Source organism: Pseudomonas fluorescens, assembly GCF_001307155.1.
Classification (GTDB): Bacteria; Pseudomonadota; Gammaproteobacteria; order Pseudomonadales; family Pseudomonadaceae; genus Aquipseudomonas; species Aquipseudomonas helvetica.
Genome location: NZ_CP012830.1, coordinates 5759064 through 5774253 on the forward strand (window position 1 = coordinate 5759064; position 15190 = coordinate 5774253).

At 58.5% G+C, this 15190-nt stretch carries 18 protein-coding genes; all 18 read right to left on the reverse strand.

Translation table 11 applies throughout. The features are described 5' to 3' along the window. Position 1: 1 nt before the first annotated feature. Entirely contained in the window at positions 2 to 751 is a 750-nt protein-coding gene (locus AO353_RS26175) for a phage minor tail protein L (protein WP_054597581.1), read from the reverse strand. A gap of 9 nt (positions 752 to 760) precedes the next feature. Further along, positions 761 to 1099 (reverse strand): phage tail protein, encoded by a 339-nt coding sequence (locus AO353_RS26180; RefSeq protein WP_054597582.1) that lies wholly within the window; start codon positions 1097 to 1099, stop codon positions 761 to 763. After that, positions 1099 to 4356: a phage tail tape measure protein gene (locus tag AO353_RS26185; RefSeq protein ID WP_054597583.1), complete on the reverse strand. Its 3258-nt coding sequence runs from the start codon at positions 4354 to 4356 to the stop codon at positions 1099 to 1101. The genes AO353_RS26180 and AO353_RS26185 overlap by 1 nt, the downstream gene beginning before the upstream one ends. Next, positions 4353 to 4610, reverse strand: a complete 258-nt coding sequence (locus AO353_RS26190; protein WP_054597584.1) for a DUF1799 domain-containing protein — start codon at positions 4608 to 4610, stop codon at positions 4353 to 4355. Before AO353_RS26190 ends, AO353_RS26185 begins: the two co-directional genes overlap by 4 nt. 59 nt (positions 4611 to 4669) lie before the next feature. Beyond that, positions 4670 to 5050, reverse strand: coding sequence for a phage tail assembly chaperone (locus AO353_RS26195; protein ID WP_054597585.1), 381 nt, complete (start codon positions 5048 to 5050; stop codon positions 4670 to 4672). Positions 5051 to 5053: 3 nt separating this feature from the next. After that, entirely contained in the window at positions 5054 to 5707 is a 654-nt protein-coding gene (locus tag AO353_RS26200; protein WP_054597586.1) for a phage tail protein, read from the reverse strand. Positions 5708 to 5809: 102 nt separating this feature from the next. Beyond that, positions 5810 to 6472, reverse strand: a complete 663-nt coding sequence (locus AO353_RS26205) for a DUF2625 domain-containing protein (protein WP_054597587.1) — start codon at positions 6470 to 6472, stop codon at positions 5810 to 5812. A gap of 81 nt (positions 6473 to 6553) precedes the next feature. Continuing rightward, positions 6554 to 6973 (reverse strand): phage tail terminator-like protein, encoded by a 420-nt coding sequence (locus AO353_RS26210; RefSeq protein WP_054597588.1) that lies wholly within the window; start codon positions 6971 to 6973, stop codon positions 6554 to 6556. Then, on the reverse strand, positions 6970 to 7623 hold the full coding sequence (locus AO353_RS26215) for a hypothetical protein (protein WP_054597589.1): 654 nt from the start codon (positions 7621 to 7623) through the stop codon (positions 6970 to 6972). Before AO353_RS26215 ends, AO353_RS26210 begins: the two co-directional genes overlap by 4 nt. Continuing rightward, positions 7620 to 7991 (reverse strand): hypothetical protein, encoded by a 372-nt coding sequence (locus AO353_RS26220; RefSeq protein ID WP_054597590.1) that lies wholly within the window; start codon positions 7989 to 7991, stop codon positions 7620 to 7622. Before AO353_RS26220 ends, AO353_RS26215 begins: the two co-directional genes overlap by 4 nt. Positions 7992 to 8007: 16 nt before the next feature. Further along, positions 8008 to 8511 carry a DnaT-like ssDNA-binding protein gene (locus AO353_RS26225; RefSeq protein ID WP_054597591.1) on the reverse strand — a complete coding sequence of 168 codons (504 nt, stop codon included), beginning with the start codon at positions 8509 to 8511 and terminating at the stop codon, positions 8008 to 8010. A gap of 3 nt (positions 8512 to 8514) precedes the next feature. Further along, positions 8515 to 8832 (reverse strand): hypothetical protein, encoded by a 318-nt coding sequence (locus AO353_RS26230; RefSeq protein ID WP_054597592.1) that lies wholly within the window; start codon positions 8830 to 8832, stop codon positions 8515 to 8517. A 46-nt stretch (positions 8833 to 8878) separates the two neighbouring features. Then, positions 8879 to 9844 (reverse strand): major capsid protein, encoded by a 966-nt coding sequence (locus AO353_RS26235; RefSeq protein WP_054597593.1) that lies wholly within the window; start codon positions 9842 to 9844, stop codon positions 8879 to 8881. Between the two features lie 12 nt (positions 9845 to 9856). Next, positions 9857 to 10585, reverse strand: coding sequence for a hypothetical protein (locus tag AO353_RS26240; protein WP_054598342.1), 729 nt, complete (start codon positions 10583 to 10585; stop codon positions 9857 to 9859). Positions 10586 to 10666: 81 nt separating this feature from the next. Further along, complete coding sequence (locus AO353_RS26245; RefSeq protein WP_054597594.1) at positions 10667 to 11752, reverse strand: phage minor head protein; 1086 nt, start codon at positions 11750 to 11752, stop codon at positions 10667 to 10669. Continuing rightward, positions 11727 to 13142 (reverse strand): DUF4055 domain-containing protein, encoded by a 1416-nt coding sequence (locus AO353_RS26250; protein ID WP_054597595.1) that lies wholly within the window; start codon positions 13140 to 13142, stop codon positions 11727 to 11729. Before AO353_RS26250 ends, AO353_RS26245 begins: the two co-directional genes overlap by 26 nt. Next, positions 13139 to 14626: a hypothetical protein gene (locus AO353_RS26255; RefSeq protein ID WP_054597596.1), complete on the reverse strand. Its 1488-nt coding sequence runs from the start codon at positions 14624 to 14626 to the stop codon at positions 13139 to 13141. The genes AO353_RS26250 and AO353_RS26255 overlap by 4 nt, the downstream gene beginning before the upstream one ends. Position 14627: 1 nt before the next feature. Further along, the gene (locus AO353_RS26260; protein ID WP_054597597.1) at positions 14628 to 15152 is read right to left on the reverse strand and encodes a hypothetical protein; all 525 of its coding nucleotides are present in this window, start codon (positions 15150 to 15152) and stop codon (positions 14628 to 14630) included. Positions 15153 to 15190 lie beyond the last annotated feature (38 nt).

Below are 15190 nucleotides of genomic sequence, written 5' to 3' on the forward strand. Positions count from 1 at the left end.
GTCAGCTCCTGGCAATGAGGGAAACCGCAGGGAAGCCCCCGAACGGGTAGGGATTCCCTTCGCCGAAGCGAGGAATACAGCCCCGACCCAGCGTTGCATCACACTCATCCAGTTCAGGGTTATCGGTTTGCACGCCATCCTTCGTGAAGTAAGGGCCGGTGTAGCCGCAGTTCGGCCCGCGGTAACCACCAGTAAGGCACCAGTGGCACAGCGTGGTCGCCTGCCTGCCTATTGATTCTCCGCCGACATCGCCGGGGCTGGCCAGCTCCCAACTGACCGTCTCCCCGTCCTCGTTCGTCTTCTGGTCGATATACCAGACTTCGATCGTCTCCTGGGTTGGGTCTGCCGTCGGGTTGCCGGCCGGGAAGTTCTGCGCGTCCAGGTACGTGCCCAACGTGTGACGCATCGTCAGCTTGAACTCGAGTAGATCGTCGAACGCCAGACACAACGCCGTGATCCGGCCATTAACGTTGCCGACCGACAAAGTGGGCCGCACCGCAGTGCCGTCGCCGTTCGCCTCGATGCCATCGATCTGCATTGGCCAGGCACCGTACTCGTTGCCCTGCCACCAGATGGCTTTGGCTGGCAACAGATCCGCATCGGCGCCGGCGGCAATGATCTCTGCAGGTGTGTGCGGTATCGAGTGTCCGTGAAAGCGCAAAACATCTGCGCCGTAGTCCGAGCCGTCCAATTCAAAGAGCAGCACTTCGCTGCCGGGCTCTAGAACCTGAATGTCACTGATCAGCGGCATAGTTGCCCCTTATGGTTGAAAAGCACGGTCAAAGGTAGCCGTGAGCTTAAAAACGCCGCCGCCCATTGGAGTGGGTGCGGGGTTCTTGCAGGTGAACAGACCAAGCTGTCCGAGAGGCGTTGTCCAGAGAAACGCCTTCGCCCCAGCGTGCCGGTCAAAGAACGCCATGATTTCCAGTACTTTGGCTTTTTGGCCGCTGTAGGTGATTGGGTAGGAGTCCTCTTTATTGTTCGGTCCATCGCCAATCTGCTGTTTGTAGCCGTCGCCAAACTGCGCGGTGCGCACCCGATACGTGATCTCGGGTGAACCACCGCGCTCGGTTGGCCATGTGAATGTCTCGATCGCCATCAACCCCTCCCATTTGTCAGGCGCCAGATCGAGCCGCCAGGTTGCAGTGCTCTGGCGATTGCTGTTTCAGCCTCGACTTTTGCGGCCTGCTGAATACCTTTGCCGAACTGATTGGATGCTTCTTGAGAGGCTGTGCCGCCCGCTTCGCCAGACGTCTGTACCGAAACAGCAACTGGGAAGTTGTAAGTATTGCCACCATTGCCGCCGCCCATTGCTGCGATGCCTGGCCTACCACCGGTAGTCAGCGGCGTGACACTACCGCCTTGGGCGCCGGTCATCAGATACGAGCGCCCTCCCTGACTGAACAGCTCCGGCCCCTTTTCGTTCACCTCATACAAAGTGTTGGGATCAACGCCGCCACCCGAGGCACGGCCGCCGCCGAAGGTCACCGAGGCGGAGCTCGCATCAAACTGACTGCCGAAGCTCTGCGCGCCAGCTTCAGCGCCACCGGCCGTTGCAGCACCTGTTGCTCCGGTACCGCTGCCGGTGAAATAACTGATGCCAGCGCCGACCAAACTGCTCAGCAGTGCGGAGCTGGCCTGCCGCGTCGCAATCCGCGCCATGTCCGCCAAAATCGACTTGGTGAAGTCGGCGAACGACAGCTTCCCGGTCATGGCGAAGTTGACGACCGCGTCTTCCATCGAGCTGAAGGCGTTGCCGAACAGACTTTTGGTCTGGCCGGCGACGTTCTGCGCCGAATCCAGGTAGTTGGCCCAGGCTGATGTTGCGCCCTTCGTCCAATCCCCCTGCGCCGCTTCGACATCGACATAGTTCTGCCGGATCTGGTCGGTCGCTGCCTTGTTCGCGTCTGCGAGGGCTTGGGATTTGCGAGTGAACTCTTCGTCGGACATGTTGCGTGACGGGTCTGAGCGCTGGTTTTCCAGCTCCAGAGACTGCTGAGCGAAACGGTCTTGCTGGCTGTTCAGTTCGCCGCTGAGTGCGTTCTGCCGATCGCCTTGACCAACGCCGATAACCGCTCGCCGCCCGGCCAGCTCCAGCGCCTTCTGTTGCTGACTCAGCGCCTGAGCGTATGAAGTGATAGCGCGCTCTTGCTTGGCCAGTCGGCCGGTTTCGTTTGTTGCGAGCACTTCAAGCTGGCTGTCGGCATCTTTCTGCGCCTTGACCATTGCGGTGCGTGCATCGGCGATCTTCTGGTCGAGCTGGATGCGTTGCGCTGCCGTGGTGCTGGACTTGCCCTTTGTTGCCTCGAGCGCAGCAATCTCGGCCTGGTAGCTCTGCTCAACCTCAACGGCTTGCTGCTTGATTAGGCTGACGCGCTGTTCGGTGTAGCTGGCTTGCGAGATCACGCCGGCGCGCTGCGACGCTTCGAGTTCCTTTTCGGCATTTTTGTAGTAGCTCAGCGTTTCAGCGAGGGCGTTCTTCGAGTTGTTGAAGCCGGTCAGGTCGACAGCGCCAGATGCAGACTTGGGGTCCTTGTACTTGTCATTGATCGCGGACTTTTGCAGATCAATGCTCGCTTGGGTAAGGCGACTGTTTGCCGGATCGGACTTTCGAAGAGCGGCAATCTCCCTTTCCAGATCCTCAAGCTCATCCTTGCGCTTATCTGCGTTGGACCTGTTGGACTTTTTCCGGGCATCAAGCTTGTCGATAGCCTTCTGACCAGCCAGTTCCGCATCGTCTCGCTCTTTCAGTTTCTTTGCGTAGTCGGTCTCGGCGGCGTCCTTTACCTCCAGCCCCTTGATGTAATCCTTGAGGCTTTGTTTCCCCTTCTCACCAATATAGACAGGGTCCTCGCCGGGTATCCTTTCACTGCCCCCACGCGTTTCAAGCCGCTCAAGCGCTTCTTTAGCTGTTTGAATGCGCTCCGCATTGGTTTGAGCGCGTCCAGCGTTTTTAAGACCATCTGCGGCCTTGGCGACGAGGTTGTAACCTTTTTCCCAGAGACTGAGGTTCTCCAGGATTTTAGGAGTCCGATCGTTGATGGCATCGGCGTACTGATTGGTCGCCAGCTTTACTGCTTCCGCATGCTTACCCTGCTCCTCCAAGGCCACGATCTGCGAGTAAACCGATGCAGTCAGGTAGTGATACTCAGCGTTCAGCGCTGCGGATGCCTTGACCGGTTCATCGGACAGCTTTACGAACTCAGCGATCGTCTCGCCAACGGCCTTGCCGGTGGCTTCCTGCATAGAGACGGCAGCCTGAGTGATCCCCAGAAAGCTCTCGCCTGCAATCTTTCCATTGCCGGCCAGCGTTGCCAGAACCTCAGCGGCCTGCCCCGTTGTCCCGACCGTATCACTCACTTGGCGAGCCATGACGCCAAGCTGGGACGAGGTGAATCCCGCCGATCCGCCAGTCAGGATTAGAGACTTATTAAACGCATCCTGCTCTTCGCTGCCCTTGTAATAGGCATACCCAAGACCACCCACCGCCGCAGTTGCCAGAGCAAGCGGAGCGAGAGTTGCCAGAAGCCCTGCTGCCGATGCGCCGGCGCCCGCACCGAGCTGAGCGACAGCGCGAACGCCGCTCCCCCAGTCACCGGACGACAACGCGTTCCCCAGCTGCACAACGTTTTCCTGAGCCTGGCGGGTGCCGAGCTTCAGTTTGTCGAATGCAGTTTCTGTGGCGGTGAGCGAAGAGCGGTCCTTGCCGATCTTCGCCAGCGCCTCGTTATAGCGATTCGCGTCGACCACGCCAGCCTTGTGTGCAGCCTCCAGCGCCTTTTCCTGCGCCTCGAGCTTGGCCAGCTTCGCAGTAACAGGATCGATGCTGTTGACCGTGCGTTTCAACGCCTCGATCTGGCGATTTTCCGCGTCGATCAGGCGCTGTTTCTGTGCCGTTTCCTTGGCCTCGGCCTTTTCGATCTTGTCATAGGCCTTGCCCAACTGATCCTGATAGCGAGCCTGCTCCTCGATGGTAACCAGGCCGCCTTTACGCGCGCGCTCCAGCAGTCCTTCAGCCTGAATCAGCTGTTCAATGCTGTCGAGGTTGCCCGTCATCGCCTTATCGAGACGGCTGATGATCGCGATTTCGCTGGTTGCGCTTTCGGTAGCCTTGCGGGTCGCGCCGGCCTGCCGCTCCCGCGCACCAGTGGTTTTGTCGATGCCCTGCACGACCTCTGTCTCGGTCTGAACGATCTTCTTGCCGGTGTTGGCCAGGCCGTCACCGGTCTTGCCGAGATCGTCGATCGCTTTCCCGGCGTCCTCAGCCGCATCGACCAGCTTGTCCAGATCATCAGCAGCTTTGACGGCTTGCGACGACTCAACTGCAATACCCAGCGATGCAAAGGTGGTGCTCATTTGTGCTCTCTCTGTTCCGCCATCACCTGCAGGGCTTCAGCTTCCATATGACGGATATCGCTGAAGATGCTTTGCCGCTCACCGAGAGGCACGCCACACATTCGAATCACGTTGGGCAGAACGCCGTAGTCCAATCCTGTTGCGCCACACGCGCCTGTACGCCACTGAGTGCTCATCGCCTCAAATACAGTGAACGCCGCCCAGTTGTCCGGCCAGATATCGACTTGCTCGACCGGGATGTCATTGCGCGACATGCCGAACGCTGCCAAATCAGCATCTGACGGACCGGCCTCATACAGGGCGCGCGAAGCGCTTAGGAGTTTCCCAGGCGAGCCTGGCTGAACGCCTCTGAGTACGCCGATAACACTGCGCTGGGCGTAGAGGCGATCGAGCTGACCAGAATGCGGATGTTTTCGTCGGTGAGTTTCACGTCGAAGTCCCAACTGACGACCACTGCCTTGATTTGCTCGACCTGGATGTCGATTTGCGCTGCGGTGAACTCTTCGAGGCCCATTTCCTCGACTTTCAGGCCGAGCGCCTTGTTACGCTCACTCCATTCGGTATACAGCGCCGCCAGGTCAGTCCGGTCTCGATACTTGAACTCGAACGGCACCTTCACTGGATCACCGCCAACGCGCGGGATCATCACGTCAGCCTTGAAGGTTGGGTTTTGAATCAGCTTGAACTTGGCCATGGGTTACACCGCCGAGTAACGAGTTGGGCGGCCGGTCAGTGCAATGCTGATGACGCGGGTCATCAAGTTGTTACGCGACATGGTCGGGGTCGAGGTGATCGACACATAGCCGTTGTAGATAATGCTGCTACCACCTGGGAGGTTCAGGCGCAGGACTCGCTCCTGTTTATCGTCGTCCGCAGCCTCGCAGACAGCGACATACGGTTTCGACGGATCATCAGCAACCGTAATGGCCAGCGTGACGGGGTTTTTGGTAGTTGGCATTTGACGATCATCATCGTCAGCCAGGAAGCCGAAGGTCAGGAACTGCTGATCACCGCCACTCGAATTCAATTCGGTAACTTGCGAGATCTCGGTGAAGGAAGCGACTTCGCGCACCGAGCCAACGCCGGAGCCGGCTGGGTATTGCTGAACATTAGTGGTCTTGACGCCTCCCAGCGCGAAGGTGCCGCTGGCAATCTCGCCAACCTGCACAGCGCGACCGTCCAGCCGCGTCCAGCCGGAGCTGACAGCGATGATGTCGCCCTCCGCCAATCCGTGAGCCGCGGCCGTGGCCACCGCTGGGTTCGCGTTGGTCAGTGCAGTAAATGGGATCGCAGCGCCATAGGCGGAAGCAATTTCGAGCGTTGCGCCGTTAGGCATTTGAATGCCGGCCATGGGTTTTTCCTTTTTTCAGAAATGAAAAAACCCGCTCAGTGGCGGGTTCATTGGTAATCGATTGAAATGGTGGGTGGATAATCCAGGCGTTTCGGCTTGGCTTCAGACTGGTTGTGCAGGCCCAGTGTCGAGTTTGCGAGCCAGTTCGACATTCATCTCGAACTGTTCGCCAACATCGATCATCGTGCGGCGGCTTTCCTCGATTGACCCTTCCTGAGTCCAGAGAAACGGGAAGAATGAAAAACACTGATCGGCTTTCAGTGCCTGCAAGTCACTACACCAGCCATCCCAGCGCAGGCCGTCGTAAAAGATTGCAAGCCGATCGCTCAAGGCCCAGCCAAGAAAGTCGGTATAGCCGATGTCCAACTGCTCCCACCGCAGTGTGTCGGGCGCCCAGTAGTACATCGCTCCTACATCATCCCCCAAACCGCCGCCGTTGATGGAAAAGAACCCTCCGGCGGCATCGTCGGCGACCAGCAAATAAGCACCAGCTCGGCCGTCGTTCCAATCAACAAGGTTTCGTGACAGCTGAGGATGCCCGGAGCCGAGCACGCGTAACCAGCCATGGTCGATAAGCAAACCACCAGTCCCGTAGGCGATCGCACCCAAAGTCGATCTGGTCGTAACCTGAAGGCCAGAAAGAACTCGGTCGTTCTCGGTGGATGGGGGTAGTAACTGATAGTTTAGGGTGGCTTCTACCAGCATTTTTTCAATGAGAGGCAGCGCGGGGTCGCGGCTATCTATCAAATCTTCCAAGCTTTTCATCTACCGATCCTTGGGAAAAGGAAGCGATTATAGCCGCATAGGCAATGGAGCGGATTAGAGCTCGGGGTGGTAACAAATCAGCTATAGACCCGTGTCCGCGCGGTACATGAACGACACGGGTACCGTAAAAGTTGTGTCGTCCGGAATGCCGGGGCCGGGGTCAACCGGCGTCATGGTCACGATGGTCAGCGCACCCTTCGTGTTCCGCTCGTACAGCGGGAACAACGCGGCGATCTCGTCTACCAGGCCTTCCGCCTCGCCCGGACCAGAACCCGAAGGGGTGACAATGCTCACCTGAAACACGCCGGTGTAAACGTGATGATCGCCGGCCAGCGTGTTGCTGCCCGTACCGGCCGGAATGGCAAAAGCTTTCAGATAGGTCTCGCCATCTGCCGGAGTAAAGGCCGCACCTTCATAGGCAATGCGCAGCGTGAGTGTGCGAGCCGCTGCCCAATCTGTCAGGCGCGCCTCAAATAGTTGTCGAATGATTGCGTGGCTCATACCTGGTTGTTCCTGATGGCTTCTTCAACAATCTGCTGGAAGCGAGTCAAGGTCACGCGGACCATCCCGCCTGGGGCTTGCTTGGAGTGGCCATATTCGAGGGCGATACCATAAGGCAGGTTGTTCACGATGTAGGCCGTCTGGCCAATGGTCAGTGCCTGCACTTGGGCCCGCAGTACCGCAATCGTCACATTGCCCGACGGATCGACCTGATCGAGAACACCCTCGGCCGGGGTATCAATCGAGAACTGCCAGTTACCGCGAAAGCGCCCACCAATGTAGCCCTTCCCCGCCACCAGACCGTTCACATTGAAGTTCTGTTCGCGCTCGGTCTTGGTCAGTGGCTTGGCGTACTTCACGCCGCGCTTCAGCTTGCCGGCCTTGGTGAAGTTGCTGTCGGTCAGGTTGATGACCGTATTGCGCACGGAGACCTTGAAGTCGTAGTCGTCGGCCGCCCGGGTGTTTGCCTGGCGATGTGCAACGTTGGCTGCCCAGATCTCGGGATTGCCCACCGGCGACATGCGAATAACGCTGCTGCCGATTTCGATGACGATCTCGCGGAACGTCGCGTCGATGCCCGACTTCGCCTGCTCGGCAAACTGCCGGATGTTCTCGGCGAAGCTGCCGTTCATGCCGGCGTATTTGCTCATGACCGCACCTGTAGTTCGTACAGGATCGGCGTGCCGGCCGGGTTGTTCTCTTTTAGTGGTGGAACAATGGTCCAGGTGCGCCCTTGGGCAACGACCTTGCTGAGCAGCGTCGGCGGCGAGGTCAGCCCGCTTGCTGCGATCTTCAGCTTTTTATCGCCGACCTTGATCAGTGAGTTGGTCTGAAACTCTTGCCCGGTAAAGTCGAGCAGGATGCCTTGGGCGGTGCGCTCGACGACGGTGTCAGGCCGCGTCTTGCTGGTACTCGGGTCGTACGCACCTTTGACGATGTCCCGGATAGTCACCGGCTGGCCGAACTCTGAAATCATCTCCAGAGCCATCACGGCCATCTCATCGTAGAAGTCGGCCATGAAAACTCCGTTTCAGTTATGCGCGGACGGCGAACAAGCCCCGCTTTTGTAGGTAATCGGCGAACTGCGTAGCGCTCGGTTGATCTGGCGCGGCCGGCAGTAGCCGGTTACTGGTGTTTGGGATTGCAGCGTACTGCCGCGTCACCGCCCCCTCGACGCGATCCAGCAGAACCGCCCCTTTGCGCTTCTCTACAGGGTCGATATCGTCCTGATGAATCTCGGCAGCCAAGGCCATCTGGCCGTACTGGATACGCGCCGGCAGGTAGTTGTGTGGCTTGTTCTCGCCATCCAAATGCACCTCCCTGCGCGGCCATGCCAGAGCCTGGTCACTGCTGGACTTTCGCCCCTTCCAGGTCATGCCATCCATCGCCAAGGCCGCCCGACGAAGCAGTGCTTCTTGTGCTGACTCGTCCGCGGGAATAGTCACGCCAAACTTCTTCGCGTACATGACCAAGTCCGCGGCGCTTGCATAGCTTTCGGCGTCTGACTTACCGGTACCGTCCTCGACAATCAGGCTCATGAGTTAGCTCGCTGGAATGAGTTTCAGAATTTCAGCTTTGGAGGCCTTGGCATCATAGTCAATGCCCTGAGCCGTCAGCCATTCACGCAGAGCACCGACACCCATTTCCGCAGGGTCGGTTTCCGACTCGCCCCGCACAGCCGGCAACTCGGAGACGATCACGTCCACTCCCAGGGCCTCGTATGCGTCAACGATCACCGGGTGATCGCCAACGACGATAACCTTTGTCACCCCGCTCTCAACGGAGCGAAATAGATCGGCATTACGGTAGCGCTTGTTCGGATCGAAGCCGTCCAGCTGATTGGTGTAGATGAGTTCCATAACGCTCTCCAGAGCGGCCATTTCTGACCGCTGCTTGATGTGTGGGTTAGCCGCCAGTAGCTGGCGGAGTGGCTGTTAGCTTGATCATCACGCCAGCGGTGACCTTGTCGCTGCCGGCATGCTTGACCCAGTTGGCTGGTGAGCCCACAGCAGACAGTGTCGGGTTCGAACCACCGGTGTCGGCCTTCCAGCTGTAACCCAGTACATCGATGTTCACCGTCCCTTCAGCACGGTAGCCAAGGCTGAGGTTCTCCTCATCGTTCACGTCGTAGGAGCGGAAGCCAGGCGCTTGGGATTCAGTGATCGCCACTGCGTTCGGCAGCAGACCAAAGATCACATCCGCCGGCGCGGTGTCAGTCACCAGCACTGGTTTGCCGAGAGTGCCCGGCAGACCGCCGTAAATCACCACGCCCGCTTCTTCGTAGATCTTGTTGGTGATCGCTTCATCAACGATGTCGAAGTAGGCGCTCGAGTGCATGACCCAGAGAGAGATGCGGCCGAACTTGTCGCCGAATTTACGCATGCCGCGGGTGAGCGTCTTTTTGCCATCGGTTTCGATATTTGCCGAAACCACCATGCCTGGGTTCGAGCCGATCGCCGCGCGCAGTGCAGCGGTGGCGTACTGGATAAAGCCTTCCAGAGTTGCATCAGCCACATCGGCACCGACGATCTGGGAGAACTCTTCTACCGGACGACCGCGGCGCTTGAAGGCCTCTTCGGTGGTCTGGTATGGGCCGTACTTCCAAGGTGCCTTAACGCCAACGACTTCACCAGCAGTGATTTTCTTCGCAACGACCTTGCCTTCCGAGTTGACGTCACGGTGCTCCAAGGAGCCGTTCAGTTTGTAGAGCGCACGCTTACGGAAGTCGCCCTCGATCAGCTCATTGTCGAGCACCATCGCACCGTTGGACGATGCGTTGAAGATGTCCAAGTTGTCCTGAACGCGTTCTAGGTATGCGGTTTGCGCCTCATCGTTATAGATGATCAGGTCGCTGTTTACGGTTGTAGCCATGGGTCAATCCCCTTACTTGGGTAATTGCAGATATGCGGTTTGGCCGTGCTTGCGCTGGTAATCGCGCTTCTGCTCGGAGGTCATTTCGGAGCGCTTGAATGCAGCCTGGCCGCCACCCCCGCCCGGGGCATTTGTTCCTGTAGCCCTCGGCCACAAGTGAGGTGCGCTTTCGCGCAGAGACTCCGCCCATTCGAGCGGTGTCAGAGGTGTTTTGCCATCTTTGCCGAGGATGGCTTGGCCTTCCTTGTCGACTGCGACAGCATCGCCCTCTTCGTTCAGCGTGAACTGCCCTCTGGCGCGAAGGATCAGATCGTCTGTCGCTTCAGGCAGCGCACCGGCCTTGATTGCAGCGGCGCGAATCGAGTCGCCGAGTACCTTGTCTCGGAACTTGTTGGCGAACGCTTCGGACTTTTCCGCCCGAGTTCTTTCGCCGGCCAGCTGCTTTTCGAACTCGCCACGCAGACGTTCAGTGCGCTTGCCGAAGACTTCGTCGATCTTGCCCTCGGTCAGCAGCTTGGTTTCTTCATCCTGACCCGCTTTGGCCAGCAGCCCTTTCACCGCATCAATGTCGATGCCTTCGAACTGAGTCTCGAACTGACTCAGCTTGCCGGTAGTGTCCTTGAGCTTGCCTAGCAGCTCGGTGTTCTTGGTTTTCAGCCCGGTAACGGAGGCTTCAACGGCAGTCGCGATAGCGGCCTTGATTGCCGGGTTTTCCAGGTCGATTTCGTTTTCTTCTGCCACTTGATGCACCCCTTGGGTATGGTTCGCCCGCTTTGCAGGCATAAAAAAACCGCCCGTAGGCGGCTGATTGAATGTGTTCGGTTAAATCCCGGCTCGCTCGAACGCCAGTGGCTCCAGTGCCTTCATCTGCACCAGGGTTAGCGGTGAGAAATTGCGATCAAGCTGCAGTTCGGCGAATCGTTCGATGCTCAATCCGCCTTCGCGGAATAACTTCCCCCGCTTCGGGCCGATAGCCGCATCCTGAAATGACGCAGGCTGCTGCTGGAGCCAGTGGTAATAGTCGAGACTTGCACTGACTTGCCCGGGACCATCCTCCCCGACCGAAGCCCGTGTAGCGCCCTTGGCGAATACCTCACTCAGCTTGGTCAGGAAGATGAATGTTGTGCGGCAGTTCGGGTGAAACGGAGGCCTCGGTCCGGAGTGGACCAGGAACCGCCGCTTATCCATCGACCTGCAGAGCTGACTGGTCTTGCTGTCCAGGGTGGCGACCATTTCGATCTCGGTCACCACGTCAATATTGGCCTTGGCCACCTCCATCCGCGCCTGCGACGACACGTGCTGAATCGCAGTGTGCACGACCGTACTGGCGTTGCGGTTGGTTGTGGCCAGAATGCCGTCTTTGTAGCCAGCAGCCTTGGTACCGCGAATGCTGCGGATGATCTGGAAGTTCGTTTGTCCTTCGAAGAAACCCTGCCGGATCGTGCCGGTGACGCGCTCCCGCTCTGCCGTGGTCCAGCCCTTGATGAAGGCCTTCAGCAGCTTGCCACCACCGGTACCGCGAACGCTGAGTGGATTCGTCAGCACTGCCGCCCTGATGGCTGCCGCCGTTGGCGCCGCAACATCGAGCGAAACGCCAACCGGCGCCGATCTTGCCAGGCTGGTCGCTTCGAACTCGGCCTCATAGTTGGCGATGTCGATCAGATCGAGATTCAGCTGCGCGCTGTAGCGGTCGAAGATACCCAGCAACAAGCTGTCGACCTCCTTCAGCAGTGCCTCCAGCCGCTTGACGTTGTACTCGGTCAGGTCCGACTGAGTGAGCCGGTCGCGGATCGAGCGATCAATCTCCTTGAGGAACGGAGCGAACTTGCCGACCTCGCCGGCCTTCAGTTGCTCGAGGAATACCGCGTGCCGGATCGTGGCATCAAGGATTGCCTGGTTGACTGCCACTGTTCACCCCCACATCGTCCAGGCCGAGGCCATCAGTCTGTTCCTGCAGCTCGCCGTCGATCTGCAGGTCTGTGCGTTCCGGAGCAATCAACCCCAGTTTGCGCAGGTAAGCGCGCAGGTCAGCTTTCGCGAAGCCGCCGTTCTGCCACAACCCAACCAAGGCGGTGATCATTTGCGGATCAGCCGTCAGCTCAACGAACTCCTGATTGACCTGGTACGCGACTTTTCCGCTGACACCCATGTAATCGCAGCACCACATGATTGCCCTGGTGTATGCCTCGCTCACGTTCGCTACACAGCCAGCCAGCACCGAGGTGGACGCTGACTGATCGCCGCGTGACTCGGTAGCCGTCTTAGCTGCCAGTGACGCAACGACCATACGAGCGCCCAACTCGATCATCATCTGGTTCTTGTCGGCCATCGCCTCTTTAACCAAGGTGTTCGGCAGTGGCTGCGCGTAGCCGAAAGCTCCGTTGACCGGAAGCAGCATTGGTGCCCGGGAACCGACATAGACACCTTTTTCCTCCAACAACTTCACCCATGATTCAGTCAAGCCGGAAATCCAGGGCTGAGCCTGGCCACACCAGAAGACACTGTCTTCATAGTCCGCGCTGTTGCGGTAGTGGCCCAGGTTGATCATGGCGATGTCGTAGAGCGGAGACTCGTCGATGGTTGGGTCGTTGTTCTGCGCACCGACGAAGGTGAATGGAATCTCTTTCAGGCGGCCTTTAGCACCAGTAGGGAAATGCTCCTCCACTACGGTAAGCGGGCCGCCATTCTCCGGTCCGGATCGGCGCCAAACTCGGCAGACGAAACCTTCTGTTTCCAATGCCAGTTCGCGGTACTGCTCAATCGTCTTGAAACCGAATCCATCTTCGACTTCTGGAGTCTCACGGAGCACGACCAGAGTCAGAACGTTGTGACCATTCACCATCCCGGTGCGCCAGTTGATGATGCTCTCCGCGCAGTACGACAAGATCACCGAATGACCGCCGACGCCTTCGTCCTGGTGGTAGTCGACGTACAGGCCGTGACGTCCAGCCTCAAGCACCTTTTCAAGCGTGCCCTGTGAGTGTTGATAGATGCTCACGCCGGAGCCGTTGGCGTTGTCCTGCAAGTACTCCAGCTTCTTCGGCACAGTGAGCGTCGGGTCTTTGTGGAAGGCCAAGCCCAGCAAGCCGTTGCGAGTGTGACCGGTTGCGTTCTTGAACACCGCACGCTCGCGGTATGCCTTGTTGCGATCGGCGTTCTCCGGCGACTTGTCGTGTGTATTGATGTACGGAAGCCGCGACACCACCCGGTGCTGGCCGGCGCAGACATCACGCACAGTCGCCCAGCGGTCCAGCACTTCGATGTAGTCCGCCCGCTTGAAGGAGACGTCGTTGCTCATCGGGCGTATCCCATTTTGATAGAAGTGGCCGGCTTCCTGGCGCTCTTCGCTACAGCGAAGTACCGGAAACCGTCGGAACCGTGAGAGGTCCAGTCATGAAGCGGCCTGTCTTTCCAGCAGCCGCGCTTGTCGTCCCATTCCTTGCGGTAGTTCTCGATGCAGTTGATGCCCTGTTCGCACTTCGACTCATCAAACACGCACAGCGGAAGTATTTCCCGGACCTGCTCAATACCGTCGTTGATGCCGATCTTCGGTACCACCTGGAACGTCATGCAGTACTTCTGCCCGTCGATCTCGTAACCCTCGCTGGCCAGCTCGCGGCGGGTCTTTGCATCGCTACCAAACTCACGGTTATCGATGTCGTGCGGCCCCCAGTGCTCGGAATAGGTGTAACCCTTGTCCTTGAGCACCTTCATGTAATGCCGCAGGCCTTCGCCTGAGTTTTCGTAGTAGTCGATAACGTGGTACTCGGTACCGATCTGGCGCACGAACCAAATGGCCGTGGAGTCGCCGACACCGATGTCCCAGAACGTCATCACCGGCTGGTGGCTGTTGTCCGGGATCGCGCCAATGCGCTGCTGCGCATAAAGCTTGGTGAGCTGCTGGGCGTAATAGGCGCCCTCTACCGACTGCTGGAAGGCCTCGACTGGTATCGACGGGTATTCCCGCTTCATGTCGTCGCCGAGTGTCTTTTCCTTGGCCGCGTACCAGGCGCGCTGACCGTCGTTCGTGACGATCCCGTGCTTGGCGTGCAGCTCGTTGAAGTAATCGGTCAGGCGCTGCGGGATGACCACGTCAGTCGGATCAAGCCAGTACGCCTTGTTCTTCCACCAGGAGAAGAAGAAAAACTTCCAGTCCAGCAGACCGAGAGGCACGCCGGCCAGTTGCTGACGCTCCGCACTCTGCGAGTAATCAAAGAAGTAACCGGCTCGGCCTTCCGCCGTTGATTCAATCGTGACGAAACAGTCGGTGGCGACAGCCTCGAAGGCGCCGGTGACGATCTCGCGGGCCTTATGTGGAAACTTGGCGCAGATCTTCCCGAACTCGGACACATGCAAGTAGCGCAGTGTACCGCCCCGGAAAGACGTGGAGACGTAGACAGAACCGCCCTTGCTGAACACCAGCTCGCCGGCGGAATCGTTGCTCGCCGGATTGGCGGCGCGGATCTCGGCAGGCAGGTTGTCATAGGCGTACTTCACCTTCTCGCGGAACAGGCGCTTAGCATCGTTCAGGGTGTGAGCTATCAGCGCGCACTTGGCCGACTCAAACAGCGCTGCGTCCAGCTGGATGATGCAGCACTCGGTGGTGAAGCCAAGCTGTCGAGCCTTTAGGATGATGTTGCGGGTGTGCATCCCGTCGAAGTATTCGATCTGCTCGTCCGTCATCCGGAAGCGGACCTTCTTGCCCTGCTTATCGGTGATGAAATAGAGATTGTTGAGTCGGAAGCGCTTATCCCTGAGCAGCTTCATGTGCTCGGGCTTCATGTCAGGCTTCCTTAGATAATTCGTCCATCAGTGCAGCCAGGTCGTCGACTGTCTTGTCACCTGTCTCTGTATCGAGGTTGTAGGCCTGTCGCTCGCCTTTGATGACCTTGAGTTGAGCGTCGACGCCGGCATTCAAGGATCGGGCGAAGTCGCCAATGTTTTCCTTGTTCACGTCCATATCGGATAGCGCGTCGCAAAGCTTGTTCGCAATGCCACGCCACTGAGCCAGATCGGCTCGATGAGCCAACACCACTGAAGCGGCCTCATCGGATGCCTCATCGATAATTTGTTCGTCTTCACGCACTTCGCGCTGCGTGACGGCAGTGCGTGAAGCTGTGCGTGAAAGCTTGCCGTTGGTAGCTGCTCGCACCTGATCAGTCAGGTCTCTCTGCCATCCGTGCTTCTTGGCTCTACTGCGAATCGTACCTTCGCTAGAGCTGTACTTGTCGGCGATGCCACGCAGTGAAAGCAATCCAGCCCGGTAGGCGCGTTCGATTGCCTCCCAGTCGGGTTGCTTAATTGTCATAGGAACTCTCAGATGCTTGAAATGGTGGAGGGTTGCCG

Excerpts from the sequence above, each read along its gene's own strand:
- AO353_RS26175 (WP_054597581.1), bottom strand. The coding sequence starts at position 751 with ATGCCGCTGATCAGTGACATTCAGGTTCTAGAGCCCGGCAGCGAAGTG.
- AO353_RS26180 (WP_054597582.1), bottom strand. The coding sequence starts at position 1,099 with ATGGCGATCGAGACATTCACATGGCCAACCGAGCGCGGTGGTTCACCC.
- AO353_RS26185 (WP_054597583.1), bottom strand. The coding sequence starts at position 4,356 with ATGAGCACCACCTTTGCATCGCTGGGTATTGCAGTTGAGTCGTCGCAA.
- AO353_RS26190 (WP_054597584.1), bottom strand. The coding sequence starts at position 4,610 with ATGTCGCGCAATGACATCCCGGTCGAGCAAGTCGATATCTGGCCGGAC.
- AO353_RS26195 (WP_054597585.1), bottom strand. The coding sequence starts at position 5,050 with ATGGCCAAGTTCAAGCTGATTCAAAACCCAACCTTCAAGGCTGACGTG.
- AO353_RS26200 (WP_054597586.1), bottom strand. The coding sequence starts at position 5,707 with ATGGCCGGCATTCAAATGCCTAACGGCGCAACGCTCGAAATTGCTTCC.
- AO353_RS26205 (WP_054597587.1), bottom strand. The coding sequence starts at position 6,472 with ATGAAAAGCTTGGAAGATTTGATAGATAGCCGCGACCCCGCGCTGCCT.
- AO353_RS26210 (WP_054597588.1), bottom strand. The coding sequence starts at position 6,973 with ATGAGCCACGCAATCATTCGACAACTATTTGAGGCGCGCCTGACAGAT.
- AO353_RS26215 (WP_054597589.1), bottom strand. The coding sequence starts at position 7,623 with ATGAGCAAATACGCCGGCATGAACGGCAGCTTCGCCGAGAACATCCGG.
- AO353_RS26220 (WP_054597590.1), bottom strand. The coding sequence starts at position 7,991 with ATGGCCGACTTCTACGATGAGATGGCCGTGATGGCTCTGGAGATGATT.
- AO353_RS26225 (WP_054597591.1), bottom strand. The coding sequence starts at position 8,511 with ATGAGCCTGATTGTCGAGGACGGTACCGGTAAGTCAGACGCCGAAAGC.
- AO353_RS26230 (WP_054597592.1), bottom strand. The coding sequence starts at position 8,832 with ATGGAACTCATCTACACCAATCAGCTGGACGGCTTCGATCCGAACAAG.
- AO353_RS26235 (WP_054597593.1), bottom strand. The coding sequence starts at position 9,844 with ATGGCTACAACCGTAAACAGCGACCTGATCATCTATAACGATGAGGCG.
- AO353_RS26250 (WP_054597595.1), bottom strand. The coding sequence starts at position 13,142 with ATGAGCAACGACGTCTCCTTCAAGCGGGCGGACTACATCGAAGTGCTG.
- AO353_RS26255 (WP_054597596.1), bottom strand. The coding sequence starts at position 14,626 with ATGAAGCCCGAGCACATGAAGCTGCTCAGGGATAAGCGCTTCCGACTC.
- AO353_RS26260 (WP_054597597.1), bottom strand. The coding sequence starts at position 15,152 with ATGACAATTAAGCAACCCGACTGGGAGGCAATCGAACGCGCCTACCGG.